At 38.4% G+C, this 22,284-nt stretch carries 20 protein-coding genes and 1 pseudogene; 14 read left to right on the top strand and 7 right to left on the bottom strand.

Annotated features, from left to right (window positions below):
- Positions 1-28: 28 nt before the first annotated feature.
- Positions 29-1,108 (bottom strand): glycosyltransferase family 4 protein, encoded by a 1,080-nt coding sequence (locus tag NST97_RS18955; protein ID WP_339199201.1) that lies wholly within the window; start codon positions 1,106-1,108, stop codon positions 29-31.
- Between the two features lie 258 nt (positions 1,109-1,366).
- Between NST97_RS18955 and NST97_RS18950 the strand changes: the two genes are divergently transcribed.
- A complete protein-coding gene (locus NST97_RS18950) occupies positions 1,367-2,371 on the top strand; it encodes a mannose-1-phosphate guanylyltransferase (RefSeq protein WP_339199971.1) in 1,005 nt (334 codons plus the stop codon).
- The gene (locus NST97_RS18945; RefSeq protein ID WP_339199204.1) at positions 2,368-3,483 is read left to right on the top strand and encodes a glycosyltransferase family 4 protein; all 1,116 of its coding nucleotides are present in this window, start codon (positions 2,368-2,370) and stop codon (positions 3,481-3,483) included. Before NST97_RS18950 ends, NST97_RS18945 begins: the two co-directional genes overlap by 4 nt.
- On the opposite strand, the gene NST97_RS18940 is transcribed toward NST97_RS18945, so the two are convergent.
- The 3 genes and pseudogenes from NST97_RS18940 to NST97_RS18930 form a co-directional block, all read right to left on the bottom strand.
- A complete protein-coding gene (locus tag NST97_RS18940) occupies positions 3,477-4,424 on the bottom strand; it encodes a GDP-L-fucose synthase family protein (protein ID WP_327862821.1) in 948 nt (315 codons plus the stop codon). The two genes, NST97_RS18945 and NST97_RS18940, sit on opposite strands and share 7 nt — an antisense overlap.
- A complete protein-coding gene (locus NST97_RS18935; RefSeq protein WP_339199208.1) occupies positions 4,421-5,644 on the bottom strand; it encodes a glycosyltransferase family 2 protein in 1,224 nt (407 codons plus the stop codon). The genes NST97_RS18940 and NST97_RS18935 overlap by 4 nt, the downstream gene beginning before the upstream one ends.
- A gap of 563 nt (positions 5,645-6,207) precedes the next feature.
- Positions 6,208-6,585 (bottom strand): annotated as a pseudogene (locus NST97_RS18930) (transposase); the annotation flags it as partial.
- 246 nt (positions 6,586-6,831) lie between these two features.
- On the opposite strand from NST97_RS18930, the gene gmd reads away from it, so the two are divergent.
- Genes gmd through NST97_RS18890 form a run of 8 tightly spaced genes read left to right on the top strand, consistent with a single transcriptional unit; the run spans position 6,832 to position 15,312 of the window.
- On the top strand, positions 6,832-7,812 hold the full coding sequence (gmd, locus tag NST97_RS18925; protein ID WP_327862823.1) for a GDP-mannose 4,6-dehydratase: 981 nt from the start codon (positions 6,832-6,834) through the stop codon (positions 7,810-7,812).
- Positions 7,813-7,817: 5 nt separating this feature from the next.
- A complete protein-coding gene (locus NST97_RS18920) occupies positions 7,818-8,456 on the top strand; it encodes an acetyltransferase (RefSeq protein WP_339199211.1) in 639 nt (212 codons plus the stop codon).
- Between the two features lie 41 nt (positions 8,457-8,497).
- Positions 8,498-9,613, top strand: coding sequence for a DegT/DnrJ/EryC1/StrS family aminotransferase (locus NST97_RS18915; RefSeq protein WP_339199214.1), 1,116 nt, complete (start codon positions 8,498-8,500; stop codon positions 9,611-9,613).
- Between the two features lie 6 nt (positions 9,614-9,619).
- The gene (locus tag NST97_RS18910) at positions 9,620-10,657 is read left to right on the top strand and encodes a glycosyltransferase family 4 protein (RefSeq protein ID WP_327862826.1); all 1,038 of its coding nucleotides are present in this window, start codon (positions 9,620-9,622) and stop codon (positions 10,655-10,657) included.
- On the top strand, positions 10,654-11,154 hold the full coding sequence (locus NST97_RS18905; RefSeq protein WP_339199217.1) for a hypothetical protein: 501 nt from the start codon (positions 10,654-10,656) through the stop codon (positions 11,152-11,154). Before NST97_RS18910 ends, NST97_RS18905 begins: the two co-directional genes overlap by 4 nt.
- A gap of 34 nt (positions 11,155-11,188) precedes the next feature.
- Entirely contained in the window at positions 11,189-12,823 is a 1,635-nt protein-coding gene (locus NST97_RS18900; protein WP_339199219.1) for a hypothetical protein, read from the top strand.
- A gap of 21 nt (positions 12,824-12,844) precedes the next feature.
- Entirely contained in the window at positions 12,845-13,549 is a 705-nt protein-coding gene (locus NST97_RS18895; protein ID WP_339211181.1) for a sulfotransferase family 2 domain-containing protein, read from the top strand.
- A gap of 26 nt (positions 13,550-13,575) precedes the next feature.
- The gene (locus NST97_RS18890) at positions 13,576-15,312 is read left to right on the top strand and encodes a DUF4214 domain-containing protein (RefSeq protein ID WP_341343601.1); all 1,737 of its coding nucleotides are present in this window, start codon (positions 13,576-13,578) and stop codon (positions 15,310-15,312) included.
- 47 nt (positions 15,313-15,359) lie between these two features.
- On the opposite strand, the gene NST97_RS18885 is transcribed toward NST97_RS18890, so the two are convergent.
- Positions 15,360-16,133, bottom strand: a complete 774-nt coding sequence (locus NST97_RS18885; RefSeq protein ID WP_339199227.1) for a sulfotransferase family 2 domain-containing protein — start codon at positions 16,131-16,133, stop codon at positions 15,360-15,362.
- 179 nt (positions 16,134-16,312) lie between these two features.
- Between NST97_RS18885 and rfbC the strand changes: the two genes are divergently transcribed.
- The 4 genes from rfbC (at position 16,313) to NST97_RS18865 (ending at position 20,176) form a co-directional block, all read left to right on the top strand.
- Positions 16,313-16,876: a dTDP-4-dehydrorhamnose 3,5-epimerase gene (rfbC, locus tag NST97_RS18880; protein WP_327862832.1), complete on the top strand. Its 564-nt coding sequence runs from the start codon at positions 16,313-16,315 to the stop codon at positions 16,874-16,876.
- Positions 16,873-17,853, top strand: coding sequence for a dTDP-glucose 4,6-dehydratase (gene rfbB / locus NST97_RS18875; protein WP_339199230.1), 981 nt, complete (start codon positions 16,873-16,875; stop codon positions 17,851-17,853). Before rfbC ends, rfbB begins: the two co-directional genes overlap by 4 nt.
- Positions 17,850-18,701 carry a dTDP-4-dehydrorhamnose reductase gene (rfbD, locus tag NST97_RS18870; RefSeq protein ID WP_327862834.1) on the top strand — a complete coding sequence of 284 codons (852 nt, stop codon included), beginning with the start codon at positions 17,850-17,852 and terminating at the stop codon, positions 18,699-18,701. Before rfbB ends, rfbD begins: the two co-directional genes overlap by 4 nt.
- A 254-nt stretch (positions 18,702-18,955) precedes the next feature.
- Positions 18,956-20,176, top strand: a complete 1,221-nt coding sequence (locus NST97_RS18865) for an IS110 family transposase (protein WP_341343600.1) — start codon at positions 18,956-18,958, stop codon at positions 20,174-20,176.
- Positions 20,177-20,464: 288 nt separating this feature from the next.
- On the opposite strand, the gene NST97_RS18860 is transcribed toward NST97_RS18865, so the two are convergent.
- Entirely contained in the window at positions 20,465-21,211 is a 747-nt protein-coding gene (locus tag NST97_RS18860) for a sulfotransferase family 2 domain-containing protein (protein WP_339199232.1), read from the bottom strand.
- An 86-nt stretch (positions 21,212-21,297) separates the two neighbouring features.
- The gene (locus NST97_RS18855; protein ID WP_339199234.1) at positions 21,298-22,269 is read right to left on the bottom strand and encodes a CgeB family protein; all 972 of its coding nucleotides are present in this window, start codon (positions 22,267-22,269) and stop codon (positions 21,298-21,300) included.
- Positions 22,270-22,284 lie beyond the last annotated feature (15 nt).

The following is a 22,284-nucleotide window of genomic DNA, read 5'->3' as shown; positions in this document are numbered from 1 at the left end:
TTATAATTATTAATTAATTTTCACAAGCCTATTCTTTTTGTTTATACCCAAGATGTTTAAGCATTTTGATAAAAGATTCACCATATTTTTCAAGTGAAAATTCGTGTTGAATTAAATTCAGACCGTTTTGAACCAATTTTGAACGGAGAGGTGCATTAGTTAACATATCCTTTGCTTCTAAAACCGCTTTTTGAAGGCGGTTTTTTGGGATGATTTTTCCTGTCCGATTATGAATGACAAAGCTTTTCACTCCGTCTGAATCTGTACATAGAACGGGACATTGGCAGCTCATCGCTTCCAACGGAGCATATCCGAATCCTTCTAACAGCGATGTTGAGCAAAAAAAGCCTCCTGATTTTGCGATTTTAGAGTAATAGATTGGCATTTCACCATGGGGGATATTTGCGAACATTTTTACATGCTCTGTTAGCTCGAGACGTTTCAGCCACCTTGCGAACTGTTTTCTTTGTTCATCCATGCTTAAAGTGGGGTCCTCAAACATCCATAATTCAATGTCAAATTGTTGATTTAACAAATGTCTCCCAAGGCGGAGAAAAAGTTTCCAATTTTTGTTCTCCTCTATTCTGCCTACCCACCCTATAATCCTTTTTTGAGGAGCTTCCACTTCTTTTTTGGAGAATAACTTCGTATCGATGCCGTTATGAAAGCTATAAAGCTGTTTATCCGGAAAAGCTTTCTTTATTTTTGTAATTAAGTGGGATGTGTTGGGGGATAAAATGGCAGCGGCATGTTCTTCAACGAACGGTTTAGCTTTTTTTAACAGTTGATCGATTTCTGTTCCAAACCCTTGAATGTCATATACGATCTTGCCGTTAAAGCCTAGTTTTCTAATTTTTGACAAAAAAAGGTAGTCTGCACAAACAAAAATCAAGTCGTATTTTTCTATTTCAAATATCCGCTTAATCTCTTGTTCATCATTGGTGACAAACGCTGTCATTCCGCTTGCCTCTATATTTTTCCATCCGGAACCTTTTGTTAAATATAATGCATGGCTTTCGACCCCGTATTTTTTTAAAGCGGCAAAACGTTGACGATTCAACGTTTCGACGCCGCTTCCCGCAATATAAAAAGTAAACAATATTTTCATGCGAGATACGCCCTTTCTATTTCATAAAATTCTTAAAAAAAGAAAATGTAAATATTTAAAAATCCGCTGTTCTCCATCGCCAATGTCTGTTCTTATATATAATTTTATGAAAAACGGCATGATACTTGCTCTATCACTTTAAGGATTCCTTCTTTCAGCGCCTAAATCTGTTTATTCAAGGCGGTTTATTCAAACAAAAATCTATGCCTTGCGTAAAATACTGTGAAACTCGAAACGAGGTGTTGCTTTTTGAAAGTCGTGATAATGGCTGGAGGACAAGGTACAAGATTTTGGCCTTGGAGTACAAAGGAAAAACCTAAGCAATTTCTTCCGCTCACCAAACAGGATGAAACGATGCTAGAGCAAACATATAAACGTTTTTCCGGGCAGATGCCGGTTGAAAATATATATATTATTACTACAGCACAATATAAAAATTTGATAAAAGATCAATTGGGCATCTCTGATGAACAGATCCTCATCGAACCCGCCCAAAGAGATACTGGACCATGCATGGCTTTTTGCGCTCGAACATTTTTAAAAAAACAGGATGATGAAGTATTTGCTGCTGTACCTGCAGATCACTATATTCCAGATGCTAATGAGCTGTTAAAGGCTTTGAAAGCTGCCGAAAAAATAGCTTGCAGGTCTAATACGATCGTGACGCTTGGCATAAAACCGGATAGGCCGGAAACGGGTTATGGCTACATTCAATGCGTGAAGAAAGAGGATTCGGTATTCAGGGCGAAAGCATTTATTGAAAAACCTTCCTACGCTCTGGCAAAAACGTTGTATCAAATGGATCATGTTTTTTGGAACAGCGGCATTTTTATTTGGAAACCATCGACCATTGCGTACTATATGGAAAAGTTTCAACCTGAATTGTGGGAGCCGTTTACGAAAGACGATGAGCATGTCCAAAAAGTGTATAAGTCCTTGCCGAAAATTTCAGTTGATTATGCCATTTTAGAGAAAGCGGACAACATTTACACAATTTCTGTTGACTTACAGTGGAATGATGTAGGGAAATGGAGTTCATTGGAACATTTTTACTCCTCATCAGAGGAAGAAAACATTTTGATAGGGCAAGTCACAGCCAGTGATGTAAAAAATTGTCTTGTAAAAGTCGATCAAAAGCATGCGTTATTAATTGGAATTCAAGATTTGATTGTCGCTTCAACAAAAGATGGTCTCTTAATTTGTCATAAATCAAAAGAACATGAAATCAAAAGGTTGTTAAAGGAACGAGATGACGGAACATGAAAATTGCGGTAAACATGATTCAATTTTGGTCAGGAAAAATGGGCGGGATGGAGCAGTTTGCTGCCAATTTAATAGAGGGAATGTCTAGAACATCTGAGCATGAATTTTATCTGTTTCTGAACGAATTTCAGATGCATTTGTTCAACATCGAAGGATGTAATGTAAAAAAATTGAGCGTTTCCATGAACAATTCTACGGAAAAACAGTTGAAGACTTGGATTGATCAATTAAACATTGATGTTTTATTGTGCCCATTGTTTACAAGGTTTCCAAAAGTTGTTCACATTCCGGTTTGTGTTTTAATTCCCGATGTTCAGCATGAATATTTTCCGGAGTTTTTTCAACAAAGTGAAAGGGAAAAACGCAATCGCGATATAAAAGATGCCCTCGAACATGCCGACCGCATTATAACGATTTCAGATTTTTCTAAACGGACAATAATCGAAAAATTCGAAGTAAATAAAAAAGAAATAGATGTCATTTATGGAGATGCTCCGAAAGAGTTTCAGCAGCCTATCAGAAAACAAAAAATCGAACGCATCAAAAAAAAATATCAGCTTCCGGTTGAATTCGGTCTATATCCAGCCAATTTCTGGCCTCATAAAAACCATCTGAATCTGCTGAAGGCGTTATCCGTTGCAAAAAAATACCACAACTATTCAATATCCATTGTTTTTACAGGTTATGAAAAAGCTGATCTTCAACAGTTTGACAAAATCCAAAGTCTCGTTCAAAAGCTGCAATTAGACGAACAAATCTCCTTTTTAGGATATGTGCCGAAAAAAGATATACCGTATATGTATCATCTCGCTAGTTTCCTCATCTATCCTTCTCTTTTTGAAGGATTTGGCATTCCGTTAGTTGAAGCGATGAAAACCGGTACCCCCATCGCCGCAGCAAACGCCGGGAGCATACCGGAAATCGTCCAATCAGCGGGACTTTTGTTCAATCCGTATGATCCGAACGATATAGCAGATAAACTCGTGAAAATAATGGATGTAAAGATAAGAAAAAAGGTGATTGCGAAAGGAAAAGTCCGCTCAAAAAATTTTTCATGGGATAAAAGCGGTCAAAAATTGCTTGAAATCTTTCATCAAATAAAAAATCATTGATTGGTGAAGTCCCTATGTTTTCGGTACCATTCAATCGTTTGCTGCAAACCTGTTTTTAAATCGGTTTTGGCTGAAAAGCCAAATTTTTCTTTTGCCAAACGGATATCCAACTTCCTGCGGGGCTGTCCGTCCGGTTTCGTTTCATCCCATAAGATGTCTCCTTCAAACTCCGTCAACTCTTTAATTAAATGAGCGAGCGCTTTAATAGATATTTCTTTCCCTGTTCCGATATTGACAGGCAGTCCCTCGTCATAAAGTTCCGTCGCCAATACAATTGCACATGCAGCATCTTTCACATAAAGAAATTCTCTCGTTGCATGGCCGGAGCCCCATAAAACAATGTGTTCGCTTCCTAGTTCTTTTGCATCCAAACATTTGCGGATGATTGCGGGAATGACGTGGGATGTTTCTAAATCGAAATTGTCCCATGGACCGTATAAATTGACAGGGATTAAAAAGATGGAATTAAAACCAAATTGCTTTCGGTAACTTTGAGCTTGTACAAGCAGTGCTTTCTTCGCTATGCCGTAAGGTGCATTTGTCTCTTCAGGATAGCCGTTCCATAAGTCTTTTTCTTGAAAGGGAACGGGTGCAAGCCTAGGATAAGAACAGACTGTGCCGACAGTGACAAACTTTTTTACGCCGAACCTTCTTGCTTGTTCCATTAATTGAACACCCATAATTAAATTGTCATAAAAAAACGTTGCCGGTTTTTTTTGATTGGCTCCAATGCCGCCGACAACAGCTGCTAAATGAATGACAATGTCTGTTTTGAAATCTTTGAACATATTGATAATGTCGCTTTCTTTTCGTAAATCGTAGTCGCGGCTTCTTGGAATAAAGATATTTTGGCATCCTCGTTCTTTCAGGCAGCTGACAACATGTTTTCCAAGAAAACCAGATCCTCCAGTCACAATGATCTTTAATTCTTTTATGTTCATGTATTTTCATCCTTTTCTTGAAAGTGTGCATCAGGAAAATGTTGATGAACCCACTTCGTTATTTCACGAGCTCCTTTTTCAAAATTTTGGTAAAATTCCCATTCCTTTTTGGATAGAGGAAGGAGATGGTCCAGCCGAAAAATTGTTTCTCCTGCGTAATACTGGTCATGAGGCCGTTTCAATTTCACTTCAATTATCTCCCTGTTTTTTATGAAAAGAGGAATCACAAGTTCAAAAGATCCTTTTCGAATAGTTGAATGATAAACCGTTTTTCCATTGTGGACAATCTCAATGCGGCATGTGCGAAATTTTTTTAATTCACCTTTAAATAAAATGGCTTGAACAGGCTCTGAAGGATTGGAATTGATCGTCGCGGAAAAACTTGGAAGGTAATCTACCTTCTTTGACAAATGTACTTTTGAACTTTTTCCAAGCAGCGAATATTTTTTAAATAAATACAGAAATTGGTAAGACCCTTTGTGCCGGAAATGGTTGAGAAAAAAAAGAATCCATTGTTTGGACACTGCCCCAAAATGCTGTTTGAGCGTTTCGATAATTTCAGGAAAGCCGGCATCAAACAGTTTCGCACCTGTTTTGCTGTTTGCATAAAATCGGGTGTTTGCTAAATATTTATTTAGAAACCCAAACGTTTCTTTCCTTTTTGCCATTCGAATCCATAAATCGTAATCCATGCAAAAATCAAGATGTTCATTGACCCCGCCGGCACGATCGAAAGCTGTTTTTTTGATAAATGCTGCCGGCTGGCATATGAAACAAGAATGAAATAATTGATTCATAGTAAAAGGACGAACAGGATAGGAGCGGATGATTTCGTTTTTTTCATTTATAATAAACGCTTTTCCATACACAACTGTCCACTCTGGATGTTGCTCAAATGCTTTCACTGCGTTTGAAACAGCATTCTGGCAATACGTGTCATCGGAGTTCAGCCAGCCGATGATGTCCCCTTTAGCCAAATTCAGCCCTTTATTGATTGCCTCTGACTGTCCATTATCCGGCTCAGAAATATACCGAAATCGCAAGTCTGTTTGGCGGTATTTTTCTAAAATGTCAAGAGTTCCATCCGTTGAACCGCCATCAATGACAATGTGTTCCAATGAGAAATAATCTTGAGACAGCACGCTTTGTATTGTGTCTTCGATAAAATGAGCTTGATTGAGAGATGGAGTGATAATGGTAACATGGGGAACTGTTTGCATCATGTACCTCCTCAAAAAAATTTAAGATCATAAAAAGCCTATCTATATATATGGGTGAACTTCTTCATATGTGAGAGATGGAAATATGGTCAAGTCCAAATTATTGTGTAAATTCCCCTTTGATGTTTTTTGCAAAATAAAAGTGCAGAGAATTGCAAAATCCTTATGCAGTGATATGCAATGGGGCTTTACATGGAGGAGGAGCCATGATAACCTTTTTTGGTTTTGCCAAAACTGTTGAAGCTGGCGCTTGGCTAAAGAATCATGGCTACAGAGGATCCATGTCAAGCCCTTGATGGATAGATCACATATATGTATATTTATTCAAAATTTTGATAAAGATATACTGCAACACTCTGTATTTTTTTTCTTGCAGAAAACACCTTTGATAGAAAACATGGACCTGATGGCTTGACGTATAGAAGGTAAGTCCGGCAAGTCTCCCAGCCGGTCGCCTTCCCGGACAAACAATCATGTTGTCAAGGAACAGACGTGCCAAGGAGTTTTGCGGCATATCTCGCTTCGCTCCGATATTCCATGTTCTCCTTGACACAGCGAAGGGGTTATCCTACTCTCTTGATCGCCGAAGCCTTCTGATTCACCGATCGAGCTTCTTGCTCTTTCATTTTCCGCCACTGCCAATATTCGGACATATCCAAGTATTTACGTCCGGACATCCATTTTTCGTCAATTTCGATCAACACGGCACCAACGAGGAGGTACACCGATTCCCAGTTCGGAAAGATGCGAATCACCCGTTCTCTACGGCGGATTTCTTCGTTCAGCCGTTCTACCCAGTTGGTCGTGCGCAGGTGCCGCCGCTAATGGTCCAGTTAGTCCAATGCAGCTGTGGCGTCTTCAAATCCTTCTTCGAGGATCTGCATGGCTTTTGGCACTTTTTCCTCCCATTTGGCCAGCACTTGTTCCAATAGCAGCCATGCCCCGTGCAAAAGTTCATCATTTCCAGTAATATGATTTTGAGCCATTGTTGTATTCCTCCTTATGTGTAGTGTTTTGTCCACAGTTTATTCTACCAAAGGGGAAACAACATGGCTCTTTTTCTATTTCCTTTTTACACAATTATATGGACATAACTGAAAATAGGCTGATCATTTATACGCTTTTCTTTTTAAAACATATATTGTTAGCACGTAGAAATGGCTTTTGATATGGATGGGGATGATAACTTGAAAAAAGCGTTGATTACCGGTATAACTGGGCAGGACGGATCTTATTTAGCCGAGTTTTTGCTGAAGAAAGGATATAAAGTATATGGATTAAAAAGGAGAAGTGCAACGCCAAATCACCAAAATATTGAACATATCGAAAAAGAAATTGACATGATTCCCGGTGATGTACAAGACTTATATTCTCTTATTCATGCAATGAAGATTGCCCGGCCTGATGAAGTCTACAATTTAGCTGCTCAATCATTTGTCGGCGATTCATGGCACCAGCCGTTTTTTACAGGCAGTGTGACTGCACTGGGTGTCGTCAACATGCTTGAAGCTGTAAGGAACGTAAACCCAAACGCAAAATTTTATCAAGCCTCAAGCAGCGAAATGTATGGGAAAGTGGCTGAAGTACCGCAAACGGAAACAACCCCTTTTTATCCAAGGAGTCCTTATGCTGCTGCAAAAGCATACGGTCATTGGATTACTGTTAATTATCGGGAAAGCTATTCTCTTTTTGCCTGTTCAGGCATTTTATTTAATCACGAGTCGCCAAGGAGAGGCCTTGAATTTGTTACACGAAAAATATCAGATGGGGTGGCGAAAATTAAACTGGGCTTGGAAAAAGAACTAAGGCTTGGGAATTTGGAGTCCAAAAGGGACTGGGGATTTGCCGGTGACTATGTGGAAGCAATGTGGCTGATGCTTCAGCAGGAAAAACCTGATGACTATGTCATCGCCACCGGAGAAACCCATACAGTAAAAGAATTTGTCAATATTGCCTTCAATCATGTCGGTCTTGATTGGCGAGAATTTGTCATCCAAGATCCAAAATTTTTCCGGCCTGCTGAAGTCGATTTGCTGCTTGGCGATGCGACAAAAGCGAAGAAAAAGCTCAACTGGAAACCGAGAGTATCTTTTGAAGAGCTGGTAAAAATGATGGTTGACTATGATTTAGAAAAATATTCATCACAGTTAAAAAAAGTTAATAGGTGAAGTCCATGAAAACAAAAATCGTGATCATTGGTGCCGGAGGTCATGCGAAGGTCATTATTGATATGCTAAAAAGCAGCAGCCAATTTGAGATAGCCGGCTGCACAGCCCCATCGAAAACAGAGTCCAACGTGCAAGGAGTGCCCGTAATAGGTGATGACAGCATCCTTCCCGGACTCCTTAAAAAAGGCATCCAGAATGCGTTTGTTGCCATCGGAGACAATAAAAAGAGGAGAGAAGCATTCGAACAGCTATCCTTATTAGGATTTCAGCACCTGAATGTCATCAGCCCGTTTTCTTATATAGCTCCGACTGTCAAGATGGGCAAAGGGGTTGCGGTAATGCCTGGGGCGGTGATAAATGCAGATGCAGTTATTGGTGATAATGCCATTATCAATACTGGTGCAACAGTTGATCACGATGCTGTCATCGAAAGCCACACCCATATAGCACCTGGATCGAATGTTGCTGGAAATGTACATGTTGGAGAAGGGGCGTTCATCGGAACTGGAAGCAAAGTGATTCCAAATGTGAAAATTGGAAGATGGTCGGTTATTGGAGCCGGAGCTGTGGTCATTCGGCAAATACCTGATTATAAAAAGGCTGCCGGCGTACCGGCAAGGATATTCAAAGAAAACAAGCCTTGACACAAAAATCAGGGATGAATGAATGTAGAAAGGTGAACAACATGAGCAATCGTTATAACATTTCGTTAGCACACCCGCTTTTGAACGGGAATGAAAAAAAATACGTATTGGACTGCCTTGAATCAACATGGATTTCTTCGGTTGGAAAATATGTCGATGAATTTGAAAAGAAATTCGCTGAATTTTGCGGAACAAAATACGCCATCACATGTGCCAACGGGACTGTTGCCCTGCACCTTGCTTTACTGGCATGCGGCATAAAACCAGGAGATGAGGTGATTGTTCCGACATTAACGTATATCGCATCAGCCAATGCTGTTTCATATTGCGGAGCCTCCCCTGTATTCGTTGACAGCGAGGAGAAAACATGGAATATCGATCCGGAAAAAATGGAAGAAAAAATTACCGATCGCACGAAAGCAATTATGGTCGTTCACTTATACGGACACCCGGTTAATATGGAGCAAGTAATGAAACTTGCTGAAAAATATAATTTGTATGTTATCGAAGATGCAGCTGAAGCACATGGTGCCGAATACAAGGGAGAGAAAGTTGGAGCAATCGGACATATAGGCTGTTTCAGTTTTTTTGGCAATAAAATAATTACAACGGGAGAAGGAGGCATGATTACGACAAATGATAATAAGTTGGATGAGAAAATCCGATTGCTTCGAAATCAAGGAATGGATCCAACAAAAAAATATTGGTTTCCTGTCATCGGCTACAACTACCGCATGACAAATCTTCAAGCCGCTGTCGGCCTCGGGCAGCTTGAGAACATTCAATTTCATTTAAAGAAACGCCGCACCGTTGCCACTTTATATGACCACTATTTAAAACCGCTGGGAAAATTTATTGAAACTCCAAAGGAACAAAGTTGGGCCCGTCATTCATTTTGGATGTATTCGATTTTGCTGAAAAACCGCTCAAAAGTAGATCGAGACCAGTTTATGAATCTCTTGAGAAATGATGGAATCGAGACGAGGCCAATTTTTTATCCAATGCATACATTGCCGCCATATCAAGAGACGGAAGGCCGTTTTCCAATTGCTGAAAACATTGCGCGGCGGGGAGTGAATTTGCCAACTCATGCTCTCTTAACAGAAGAAGAAATTCAATATATAGCAGAACGTATTTTATACCATTGCAAAGGATAAAAGATGATGAAGATATTAATCGGAAGCACGTATGTACCTTATGTGAGGGGCGGCGCTACGTTCATAGCTGATTGGCTAAAGGCAAAGCTAGAAGAGTATGGCCATCAAACGGAAATGTTAAAAATACCTTTTCTCTCTTACTACCCGACGATGCTTCAGCAAATGAAAGCAATTCGTTCTTTTCCAATAAGCGAAAATATAGATCGGTTTATTGCCATCAGACCTCCAAGCTATTTGGTGAAGCATCCGCAGAAAGTGATCTGGTTTATCCATCATCATCGAGGGGCTTACGATTTTTGGGGAACCCGCTATCAAGATATTCCGAATACTGATAGCGGAAGGAATATTAGAAACAGAATGATAGAAGCGGACAATTTGGCCTTTTCGGAAGCAAAAAAAATCTTTGCTAACTCGCATACCGTCAAGAACCGCTTAAAAACATTTAATCATATTGATGCTGAAGTGCTCTATCCTCCTTTATATGATCCTGATGCATTTTATTGCGATAAGTACGGTGATTTTCTTTTTTATCCGAGCCGAATCGTTCATCATAAAAGGCAGCAATTAGCCATAAAAGCCATGAAATACACTAGGTCAGGTGTAAAGCTCATTATTGCAGGAAAAACCGAATCAAAAGAAATGGCATTTCTTTTAGAACAAATGATCGAAAAGAATGGCTTAGCAAACAAAGTTTGGATTCTAAATAGATGGATCACGGAACAGGAGAAAATTGCATTAATGGCAAAAGCGCTCTCCTGCTTATATATCCCATATCAAGAGGATTCTTACGGATATCCCTCTTTAGAAGCCTATTACTCTCGAAAACCTGTTATTACTTGTACTGATTCCGGCGGCACACTCGAACTGATTGAACATGAAGAAAACGGACTCGTGTCACAACCGGATCCGAAAGAACTTGCCAAATGTTTTGATAGACTTTATTTCAGCAGGAAACTGGCTAAAAAGCTCGGTGAAGCAGGATATGAAAAATTGAAATCAATGGACATTTCTTGGAACCATGTTGTTCGGAGGTTATTGAGTTGAGAATCGCTGTTGTGAAAAACTTTATACCTTTCCAAAAAGATTGTATAGACGAATTAGCCAGGAAGTTAGTAAACAAAATAAGTCAATTCGGACATCAAACGGAAATTATCCACATCCCTTTTGATTGGACAGATTCAAAAGCTTTGATTGACCACGTGAAGTCGATCAGGCTGCTTCATCTTCAATGTTTTTTTGATCAAATTATTGCACTTGAAATTCCGGCCTGTTTCGTCGATCATTCGAGCAAAACATGGTGGCTTATGAACACCAGTTCTTTTTTTCAGGAGTTGGAAAAAAAGAATTTAAAGCCGCGTATGATCGATAAAGTGATTCACTTTGGAGCAAGATCAATTGCTGATGTTTCAGCCATTTATACACCGTCGATTAAAGATCGTGAATTCATCCAGAGACATTGGAAGAAAGACTGTGAAATATTGTCACATCCTTTATCTGAACATAAATGCTGGGACAAAGTCATCGAGAAACTCATCTGTTGATGTGAAGAAAAGACCGAATTTTGGAGGTGTCAGAATGATTGCACCAAGGATTTATTGGCTTTGCACTCATCAAACGCTGCGATATGAGGAAATTCCGTTGTTAATTGAGGCCGGCGCCGAAGTCATTCCATGTTTGGGAGACCGGTTTTGGTTAAAATTTGACAGCCGCTACGATGATGAAACAGACCGGCTTTATCCGCATTGGAGGAAGTCATGCACGCTTCCCACCAATATTGTGGAACAGATTAGAAGAATAAACATATTAGGAAAAAAAGGAAATTTGTCAACAGAAGAAGCAAAACTGATCAATCAATGGATCGATTGCATATTTGTTTCAAACTACCCAGAAATTTTGCAAAATATTAGCAAATGGTTTCATGGATACATTGTATTCCGTGTTTTTGGCCATGGAGATTATACAACTTATACGGAGCAAATGAACCGTCTTCATGTAGATATCGGTCAAATCACTGCATCCGAACGATATGTTTGGTGCCCGATATTACATTCTTTAGATGATCGGGAAGATAAGAGAATCATCAAAAATAAATTTTATTTAAATGCATTTGTATCAAAAGAAAGGCTTGAATTTGCATGGAAAGGTCCATTTTCCAAACCATATGTAAGCACGACGATTTCCTATTTGGACAGTAATCCTGCAGCAAGGGGGATTTTCGAAAATTTTATAAATGAATTTCAAGAGATTCCATTCGTTGTTCTTGGAAAAAATTCTAAAAATGCAGTTAAAGGCATATCCGACAAAATTCTTGGCCATTTGGACGATTTGTCATTTTATTCGAAAATTACAGAAAGCCGGATTTTCGTTTATTTCGGTTTAGGCTCCAACTACCATTTGCATTACACTCCGATTGAAGCGATTGAAATGGGAGTGCCAGTCGTTTTTCTTGAAAAATCAGGTCTGGCTCAAGAAGCACGCGATCACGGTATAAACGACAATGAACTGAAAAAAATCGGCATGTGTGCAAATCCAAAAGAAATAAAACAGTTTGTCTTGAGCAAAATGAACAATATTCAAGCTTTGCAAAACCTTGCGAACGATCAATCGAACGTATTTGGAAAAATATTCAGCCGCCAAGCAGCATTAACTAGAACGAAAATATTTTTCCGCCGCATAAGGCCGTACATTCGGGAACGTCGAAAAGAAGAGCGTGCACAAACAACGATTGCCAATCTATCAAAAAATACCTTATTCCGAAGTCCTGATATTCAAACGGATTTGCCGGTCATAATGGGGCAACGGACAGTTTTCAGTATGGAGAACATCAGCGGAACAACGGGAAAAATGATTTACGACCACAAAGGCGAATTTATTGCGAAGAGGGCTGAAAAAGGTTCAGATCCGGTTGGAATGTTGATAGGACAATATATTCAGAAGATGTCCCCTGGCAGGTATTCTTTTTCTCTTGAATTGATCAGTGGACAATCGTTTCCTTCATCTGTTGGAGTTTTTTCGATCGGAGTTTGGAATCCAGAGTTTCAATTGATTAGATCAACCGCTGTTTCCAATTTAAAGCAAGGAAAAAATATTGTTGCGTTTTCTGCGGAAATATCGCAACAAACAGCTGAACTATTGAAGGAAATTAGGTTTGTCTGGAATGGAAATCATACGTTTGAGTTAAAGAATTTAATCGTCGAAAAACTGGATTAATCTGAGGAAAGGGTGAGCAAAGTGAATGGAAATGAACTTCTTATTTTTCTTCACATCCCAAAAACAGGCGGTACGACTTTAACAAAAGTGATCGAACAACAATATCAAAACAATTTTCATTATGAAAAAGGGGATTTATCTAAACTAAAAATGGATCTGGATCGAGCTGAGACAATTTTAGGTCATCTGCCTTTTGGCGCGCATCGTTATGTATCTAAAAAATGCACTTATATCACAATGTTGAGAGAACCGGTTGAACACGTGACTTCATGGTTTTATTACCGCTATAAAAGCCCCTACCTCGACCCTTATGACGGCAGTTTTGAAGATTATTTAAACGATGACATATTCAATTTGACCTATAGCAATTTGCAAACCCGTTTTATTTGTGGGGATGATCCTCCAAGTTTTGAAAAAGCGAAAATGATTTTAACAACTTATTTTTCTGTCGTGGGCATTACGGAATTTTTTGCCGAGTCACTGTTTTTTATGAAAAAGAAGTTTCATTGGCAAGAAGTCTTTGTGGAAAAAAGTAATGTCAACCGCAATCGGCCTTTAAGAGAACACTTGCCAAAATCGACGATTGAAATAATATGTAAAAAAAATGAAATTGATTTAAAAGTGTACAATTTTGCTAAAAATAAGCTTTTAAAAAAAATAGCAGGGCTAGATGATCAAACGAAGCGTGAGCTCAATCAATTTAAAAGAAATTTTGCATCCATTTGAATTTGGATGGAAGGAGATGCCGTCAAATGAATTTTGCCGAATTGCGAAAAAGAAACAAACAATTACAAAAAATGTATGGCCATTGCGACAAGACGGTTGTGCATTTTTTGTCAAAAGTGCTTCAGCTGGATGGAAATGACTTCGTTTGGGAGCTATACAGACAAATACTTGAGCGGGAGCCGGAAAAAGATAGTTTGCAGGCTCTTGCTACACAGGCTTCTAGTAGTCACAAAAAGTTTGCAATAATTCTAAAAATGATGCAAAGCAAAGAGGCTAAAAAATTATATGCAAACAATCAATTGAAAAACAACGAACAAACAGTATTAAAATTTATAAGAGAGTGTCTGTGTACCCAAAATGAAGACTTCATACTTAAAATCTATGAACATTTTCTTCTTCGCAAGCCAAGACAAGAAGAATGGAATGATCAAATTCAGCGGCTTCAACAAGGCATTTCCCGAATCAAAATCATCTTTCGTCTCATCTATTCAGAAGAATTTCGAAAGCTTTTAATGGCTCTTGCTTTCGCTTCCAAAGTCCGGCCAGAAAGAGAACATCTTCATAAAGGAAGGAGCAAGGTGGAAAAATCATTTTCGAACAATGTAACAATAGGAGTATTTCTCTGTTACTCTATAAAGATTCACAATTTTGACGGCGAAGGGATTGGGCGTTTTGTCATAAGACTTCTTGAAGGAATGTTAAAAAACAACGGCCGTATTAAAACAATAATAGCAATAGAGGCGCTTAATTATGGCGTAATCCAACAGGCGTTTCAAACTTTGTTAAAAGTATTTCCTGCACAAATAAAGTTGATTCAATTTGATACAATTGGCTGGCTGAACGAAAACGTAATGGTTGATGGCTGGATCGTCCCATACGCCGGGATGAAACAGGCAGCTGATTTAAAACAGCCGATGATTCTCTGTCTGCATGATCTTGTTTACACACATTTTCAAGGTATGTATAAACAAAATAAAATCTTTTACGATCAATTTCATGAAACTGTAAAAAAGGTAGCAGAGAAAGCTAAAAAAATTGTATTTCATTCCGAATTTATCAGAAATCATGAAGGGCTGCATGTGCTAAAACTGCCTATTGAGAAAACGTGCGTAATCAGACTTGCTGCGCCGAGGGAGGAGTACAGCTCATCCGCTGTAACAACGGAAGAAGCATTTAGGAACAAATATAAACTGTATGGAAATTATATGACATATCCAACAGTGTTTCGCTGGCATAAAAATATAGAAAGGCTTATTGAAGCGTTTTTGCGATTTAGTAAAAATTATCCAGAAGCCGATCTGAAATTTGTTTTCACTGATCATTATGTAAACAGCCCTTTAGCTGGAAAGATAAAAGATATTTTGCAGAAGGAGCAAGTAGCGGACTTCAGAAACCGGATTATTTTTTTAGGTAGGCTGCCGTGGACTGATATTTCCCTTCTATATAAATATGCCATTGGCACAGTTGTTCCAACGCTTTTTGAAGGCAGCTGCCCGTTTCAAATGCTGGAATCATTACTTATGGGGACTCCTGTTGCTGTCAGCAATATGGAAGTGGTAAAAGAGATAGTTCATGATTTGAACGATTTTGTCCCATTTAATCCTTATCAAATAGAAGAGATTGAACGGGCGCTCTTCAACTTGTGGAAACAGCACAATTATCTCCTGCCAAAACAATTGGCGGCCTTTCGCTCAACTTTGGAGCGAACGTGGTCAGATGTATCAAGCGAATATTTGGCATTGATGCATGAACTCATAGGTTAAAGCTCGCTAATTTCTCTGAACTCTCATCTCCGTTTCCCTCTGCTATATTAATGTAATTGTTTATACTCGTTTATTTTTTTCTTAAAAATTTTCAAATGTTTTTTTGTCAAAAAATCTAAAGAGGAAATTCGATCGGTTAATCGCTGTTTGGCAAATTCATAAAGTTTTATATCTGTTCTATTGTTTTCTTTGATTTTTTCAATTGTTTCCTGGGAAATTTCATGTTTTGCGGGTCTTTTTTTTGTGACATTTGCTTTCGTATAAAGCGTGTTCGCCCATTGAAATTGTTTCATCAACAAAAATAAAGATTCATCAAACATGTCCGTAATGCCGACAACGGAAAAATGTGTTTCTAAATTTTTTTTTGCCTGTTCAAAATCTTCTTCTGATAGAGGAGAACCAAACTTTCCCCCTAAAATGTAATGAGTTTGCAAATTTTGATTCATTGGTGATTCCTGATATTCTTCCAAACTCATCTTTGAAACTTTTAAATGAGAATTATGCCAGGGAATGCTTCGGATAAAATAATACTCTGAAATGATCCGATCAACCGGATCTCTTAACAGTGTAATATAAGTGCTTGGCTGCTTGAAAACATGATGAACTCCGAAAGGCATGTGACCTTGCAAGCACTTGACATCTTTTTCAGCTATCTCCTGAAGCCGTGTTTCCAATTGTTGATGGTCTAAGTATACGTCGAAAACATTACTTCTCGGGTAATTTTTTTTGATGATTTTTTTTAATGTTGTTCCGCCGGTTTTCGGCATATGAAGATGAATTACTAAAGGGGCTTTTTTTTGAATATGAATCATTGTTCCCATTTTCATCCGCCTTTTTTACAATTTTTTATCATTTGCTGTTTTATATATAATTACAATATTTTTAGCAATGTATGAAAGTTCTAGGTTGTTCCTTTAATTTCTTTCTCTTTTAAGAGGCGGATGCAGTTCATGAAACCGTTGATGCGTTCATAAAATGAAGATATGGGGAGGAACGCGCAATGAATGTCATAAACACGATGTTCCCGGATGTCTTTCTGTTTGAACCAGACGTTTTTCTAGATGAACGTGGATATTTTATGGAAGCATTTAACGAAAAAACGCTGCAAAAGCTTGGATTTTCTTTCAAATTTGTCCAAGATAACCATTCTTTTTCCAACTCTTCTGGAGTTTTGCGTGGTCTGCACTATCAGCTTTCTGAAAAAGCGCAAACAAAGCTGATTCGCGTCATTAAGGGAGCTATTTGGGATGTGGTCGTTGATCTTAGAAAAGGATCGCCGACTTTCAAAAAGTGGGAAGGATTTATTTTATCAGAGAATAACAAAAGACAGCTTCTTGTACCGAAAGGCTTTGCCCACGGTTTTTGCACCATCGTCAAAGAAACAGAAGTAATCTATAAAGTGGATGAATTTTATTCACCGGAATTCGACCGCGGAATTTGTTGGAATGATGATGAACTTCAAATCAGCTGGCCTGTTCAAAAACCGATTCTTTCGGTAAAAGATGCAAGTCTTCCTCCGCTTCGTGAGGCAGAAAACGATTTTGTCTGGAGGAGTTGGCCGTGAACATTCTTGTTACAGGCGGATGCGGCTTCATCGGAAGTCATTTTATTCGCCGGATGATCGCGCGATATGCCGATTATAAGCTGGTGAATCTTGATTTATTGACTTATGCGGGGGATTTGGAAAACTTAGGAAATATTAAAGCGCATCAAAACTATATGTTTATTCAAGGCGATATTCAGGATCGGAAGCTCGTCCGACAAATCATTGAATCTGAACAAATTGACGCCATTGTCAACTTTGCCGCCGAATCCCATGTAGACTTAAGCATTCGCGAGCCGGAAGTTTTCGTCCGTACAAATGTGCTTGGAACGCAAACTCTTCTGGAAGCTGCAAAAGATTTCAGTATACAAAAGTTTGTCCAAATATCTACCGACGAAGTATACGGATCCCTTACTAAATTCGGCTGTTTTACGGAAGATTCGCCGCTGAAACCGAACAACCCGTATTCTGCAAGCAAAGCAGGAGCTGATCTTCTTGTGCGATCCTATTATAAAACGTACGGGTTAAACGTTAATATTTCAAGATCATCCAACAACTACGGTCCTTTTCAATATCCAGAAAAGCTGATTCCGCTAATTATTACAAACGCATTGGAGGGAAAGAGGCTGCCGATTTATGGAACCGGAGAAAACATCCGGGACTGGATATATGTAGAAGATCATGTTGCAGCTATTGATTTGATACTTCATAAAGGAAAGCCGGGAGAAATATATAATGTCGGCGGCCGAAATGAACGTACAAACAATGAAATCGCCAAGCTAATTTTGGAGCAATTGAATTTATCTGATGAATGGATCGAGTATGTGCAGGATCGTCCGGGGCACGATTTCAGATACGCGGTCAATCCTGAGAAAATTGAGAAAGAGCTTGGATGGAGGCCGAACCGCTTATTCAGGGATGGTTTAAAGAAAACGATTCAATGGTATGTGGAGCATGAATCGTGGTGGAAGCCGCTAAAAAAAGGTGAGAAGGGATGAAAATTGTTGTTACGGGAGGCAAAGGGCTGTTAGGGACAGACTTGACACAAATTATAAAACAGAAAGGGTATGAAGTTTTTTCTTTTGGCAAAGCAGAACTAGATGTTACGAATTTTGACAAAGTTTATAAAGCATTTCAAGAGGCTGAACCTGATGTTGTCATTCATGCGGCTGCCTTCACGAATGTAGATTTGGCGGAAAGAGAGCAGGATCTAGCTTATTTGATCAACGGAATAGGTACGCGAAACGTTGCGGTATTGAGCGAAAAAGTCGGAGCGAAGCTGATGTTTATCAGCACAGATTACGTTTTTGATGGGGAAAAGAATCGCCCTTACAACGAATTCGATGTTCCAAAACCGCTCAATATATACGGACATTCAAAACTGCTAGCAGAAACATTTGTCAAACAGTTCCATTCAAAATGGTTTATTGTCCGAACGTCATGGCTGTTTGGCGAAAAAGGGTTAAATTTTGTCAAGACGATGATCAAATTGGCGAAAGAAAAGAAAAACATTCAAGTTGTAAATGATCAAATCGGTTCGCCAACATACACGAAAGATCTTTCCGAAAAATTGATCGAGCTTATGGTTACGGAAAAATACGGGGTGTACCATATTTCCAATGCCGGAGAATGTTCATGGTTTCAATTTGCCAATCAAATTTTAAACGAAGCAGGCTACACAGATATCAAAATCATCCCTTGCACAACAAAAGAAATAAATAGACAAGCAAAACGTCCGCATTATTCCGTCCTTGACAATTTTGCTTTAAGACTAAATGGATTTGCCGGCCTGCGTTCGTGGGAAGAGGCTTTGAAGGAGTATATGGTGAACAATAGGGGACATTAACGAAACAAACATACTAACATTAGTAGTACAGACCTAGGCCAAGGTTTGTGCTACTATTTTTTTATAGTAGAAGTGAAGGAAGGTCGAACATCCCCTGGGACCAAATAGAGTCCGTATTAAAAACAGACCAACTTCACATCCTTATTTGAATCAGTTTAGTATGTTGGGTCCGAAGAGACCGTGTATAAGAAAATGGAATCAATAAGGCAATGTGAAGAACTTCTATGTTTGGCTAAAAAGGAGAGGCAGAAAATATGAAACACGTAGTGGCATTTGATGTCAGTATGGGGAAAAGTACAATGGTCATTTATGACCGTTATCGTCAATGCGAATATGAGGGTGAAATAACCCATAACCGCTACTCTTTCGAGAAATTAAACGAAACCCTTATATCTTTAACACAAAAAGATGCACAGGCACCTGATATTGTCTTTGAAGCAACAGGCGTATATTCAAAACCACTAGAACGATTCTTAGGTGATCAAGGTTATATGTATTATCGAGTTAACCCACTCGAAGCGAATATTCAAATGGCTTCAATGAGGAGACAAAAAACAGATAAAAGCGACGCTCATGAACTTGCGAAAACTCACTTTAGAGTTGAACGTGAACAAACTTATCAAGAAGGGGAATATTATAAACAAATGCGTGCAATGACGAGATATTATGATGAATTAAGTAGTGAAATGACGCATTTATATAGTCGTTTACATGCGATTCTACAATTGAGTTTTCCCGAGTTAGAAAAGCTATTCAGTAAACGTTCTGCTTTATTTTTGAATGTCGTTCAATTATACCCTCATCCGGATCATGTGTTAGTTTGTTCAAAAACAGTGATTCGTAATCGTTTAAAAGCCAACACAAGAAAAAACTTATCATTGGCACGTGCTGAAGAAAAAGGGATCGCTTTAATCGAAGCAGCAAAAGAAGCGTATCCAGCAATTTCAAAAGATGATATTCGCTGTGAACAAGTGCGGGATTATGTCAAACGGATTGCAGACTTGAAGGAGAAAAGAGATCAACTTGTCCAAAAGATGGTTAAATTATCGAAAGATAAACAAGAGTATCAGATTTTAATTTCATTTCCAGGAATCGGAGAAACGACTGCAGTTCGTTTAATTGGAGAATTAGGAGATATTCGACGATTCAAAAACCATAAACAACTGAATGCTTACGTCGGTATTGATATTATGAGATATCAATCTGGGAATACCTTTTATAAAGACAAGATTAATAAAAGAGGAAATAACAAACTTAGAAAGATTCTATTTTACATGATCCAGACCATGATCCAACTACGGAAAAACACACAAAATCATATTGTAGATTATTATGATAAATTAAAAACGCAACCCCAGAGGAAACCTCATAAAGTTGCGTCCATAGCATGCGTGAATAAGTTCTTGAAATCGGCTTATCACCTTATCACACATAATCTGAAATACGATTACGAAAAGGCAACAATGCATCAGTAATCGTAAGTAAGATTATATCACAAAGACCTGGCGAAAAAAATGGAAATCGTGAGGTCTATTTGTCATGCGAAAATTTATTTTGGAAGGAAGGGGTACCCCTTCCTTCCAAAATAAAATCTATATTAACCAAATTATTTACTAAAAAATACTTGACTAGAGGTAAGAAGGGGCTGTCCAGAAAGTCAAATCCCCATTGAAAACAAAAAATCATAACACCGATATATCAACGTTTCTAATACATTAAAGGGGGCATCAATAAGCCGTAAAAATGACTTATTAGACACCCCCTCAAGTTTGTTTCTTCAAATATTTGTTCAATTCTTGTTTTTCTTTAGCTGTAAGCTCATCCAGCATCTTCTCCAATTTTTCTTTTGCTTTACTATAAAGGGCAAGATCCAACTGATTTTTTGACTCAATGAGCTGGATCAAAGAATCGTCAAGATCACTTTTTTTCGGTCTGTTATTAGTTTGATTTACCTTTTGATAAGAAATATTTTTCCAACCTAAATGTTTTTTCATTAAAAAAATCGATTCGTTAAATTTTTCCGTAACGCCGACAACTGAAAAAAACTGCTCCATATTTTTTAGCGCAAGCTTTAAGTCAGGAATTTTTTTACCGGACATAAATCTCGTTTGGTGGTTGTTTACCGGAACATGAAATTCAGGATGTTTTTCTTGGACAAACTGTTCGAAGGTGACTTTTTTCGCCAATTGGTGCAATCGATTTTGCGGGCGTTCTAAGATAAAATAATAAGTGGAAATAACCCGTTCAACAGGATCTCTTAGCATGGAGATATACGTAAAGGACCGCTTTTGTATATGCTGATGAATTCCAAACCGATTGTGTCCATAGAGAGCCTTTATTTGTGTGTTATCCGCCTGTTTCATTTGTTGATTAAGATCGAGATCAGATCGAATAAGCATAATTTCTTTCAGACGGTATTGTTGTTCCATCAGTTTTCTAATAGTAAGTCCTCCGGTTTTTGGAATATGCATGAAAATAACGAGCGGAAGCCTCATGTGTTTTTTATACATTTGCTCACTCTCCTTAAAGTATCTATACTTTATGTTTTATGCATTTGAAGAGTGAATGTGTTTCTTAGAAAAAAAAAATACATCAATTACTCATTTTTTCCAGAAATCGAGTCAATCATTTGTTTCAATCTGTTTTCAAATGAATCACGGCTTTTGGCGGTTTTTTGTGCATTTCGGCCGATTCGTTCCCGTTTCTGCTTGTTTTTCATATAACGATCTATTTTTTGTACGGCTTCTTGAAAGTCAGAAAAAATGCAAATTTCTTCTTCTTCCATAAAAAAATCTTCCAAGTCATCGCTTTTTTCAGCAATTTGAAAAGCTCCGCACGCTGCAAGATCAAACGTCCGATTGTTCAATGATCGAAATGGTATGAAGTCAAGCGTGTCATTATGGGAATCGTTGATGGGCCTTAAAGTGTTGACATTGATCTCCGCGCTGTTGTAATAGGATGAAGCGATGCCGGGAGAAACCCAACCGTAATGGACAGATACCCGTTTTTGTTGATGTTTCGAAAGATTTAATTTCCATAATCCAACTAGTTTTAGTCGGTAAGGCGTTTCCTTGATCAGAAGCTCCGCGAGTTTTTTTCGGTTCTCATACGGGTAGCCGATGATGCAAATATCGCTTTTAAAAAGAGGTGCCGCTTGTTTTGGATAAAATGTAGAAAAATCTGTTCCAAGCGGCAAATAAAAGGCGTTTTGAATTCCCTGTTTTTGATACCAGCCGGCGCTAAATCGGTCAACAGTAAAAACAAAGTCAAACCAAAAAGCATATTGTATTGTTTTTTTTAAATAGTAAGGATCTTCTGTCAGCCAAACCGTGGCAGGAACGTTTCTTTTTTTCATAAGTTTTAGTTTTTGCAGCGGAATTTTGTCGCCAATCATTGTTAAAGCAAGGTCTGGCTGAAATTTAAGTAGCAATTCTGTAAGCTTTTGAATCGGCTCTAAAGGGTGGTGAACGACAAATGGAATGGACAGTTTGTTAAAGGCGCGAAAAAGGGATCGGTCAAAAAACGTGTAGATTCCTTTATGGCCAGATGGAATGTAGAGAATTTTCATTAAAACATGACCGCC

The organism is Aeribacillus sp. FSL K6-1305 (assembly GCF_038050115.1).
Taxonomy (GTDB): domain Bacteria; phylum Bacillota; class Bacilli; order Bacillales; family Aeribacillaceae; genus Aeribacillus; species Aeribacillus composti.
The sequence above is the reverse complement of the archived record's forward strand: the minus strand, read 5'-3'. Positions and strand labels throughout refer to the sequence as shown.

What these genes read in the sequence shown, in the direction of transcription:
- NST97_RS18955 (WP_339199201.1), bottom strand. Translation starts at nt 1,108, where the DNA reads ATGAAAATATTGTTTACTTTTTATATTGCGGGAAGCGGCGTCGAAACG.
- NST97_RS18945 (WP_339199204.1), top strand. Translation starts at nt 2,368, where the DNA reads ATGAAAATTGCGGTAAACATGATTCAATTTTGGTCAGGAAAAATGGGC.
- NST97_RS18940 (WP_327862821.1), bottom strand. Translation starts at nt 4,424, where the DNA reads ATGAACATAAAAGAATTAAAGATCATTGTGACTGGAGGATCTGGTTTT.
- NST97_RS18935 (WP_339199208.1), bottom strand. Translation starts at nt 5,644, where the DNA reads ATGCAAACAGTTCCCCATGTTACCATTATCACTCCATCTCTCAATCAA.
- NST97_RS18920 (WP_339199211.1), top strand. Translation starts at nt 7,818, where the DNA reads ATGAAAACAAAAATCGTGATCATTGGTGCCGGAGGTCATGCGAAGGTC.
- NST97_RS18915 (WP_339199214.1), top strand. Translation starts at nt 8,498, where the DNA reads ATGAGCAATCGTTATAACATTTCGTTAGCACACCCGCTTTTGAACGGG.
- NST97_RS18910 (WP_327862826.1), top strand. Translation starts at nt 9,620, where the DNA reads ATGAAGATATTAATCGGAAGCACGTATGTACCTTATGTGAGGGGCGGC.
- NST97_RS18900 (WP_339199219.1), top strand. Translation starts at nt 11,189, where the DNA reads ATGATTGCACCAAGGATTTATTGGCTTTGCACTCATCAAACGCTGCGA.
- NST97_RS18890 (WP_341343601.1), top strand. Translation starts at nt 13,576, where the DNA reads ATGAATTTTGCCGAATTGCGAAAAAGAAACAAACAATTACAAAAAATG.
- NST97_RS18885 (WP_339199227.1), bottom strand. Translation starts at nt 16,133, where the DNA reads ATGGGAACAATGATTCATATTCAAAAAAAAGCCCCTTTAGTAATTCAT.
- rfbC (WP_327862832.1), top strand. Translation starts at nt 16,313, where the DNA reads ATGAATGTCATAAACACGATGTTCCCGGATGTCTTTCTGTTTGAACCA.
- rfbD (WP_327862834.1), top strand. Translation starts at nt 17,850, where the DNA reads ATGAAAATTGTTGTTACGGGAGGCAAAGGGCTGTTAGGGACAGACTTG.
- NST97_RS18865 (WP_341343600.1), top strand. Translation starts at nt 18,956, where the DNA reads ATGAAACACGTAGTGGCATTTGATGTCAGTATGGGGAAAAGTACAATG.
- NST97_RS18860 (WP_339199232.1), bottom strand. Translation starts at nt 21,211, where the DNA reads ATGTATAAAAAACACATGAGGCTTCCGCTCGTTATTTTCATGCATATT.
- NST97_RS18855 (WP_339199234.1), bottom strand. Translation starts at nt 22,269, where the DNA reads ATGAAAATTCTCTACATTCCATCTGGCCATAAAGGAATCTACACGTTT.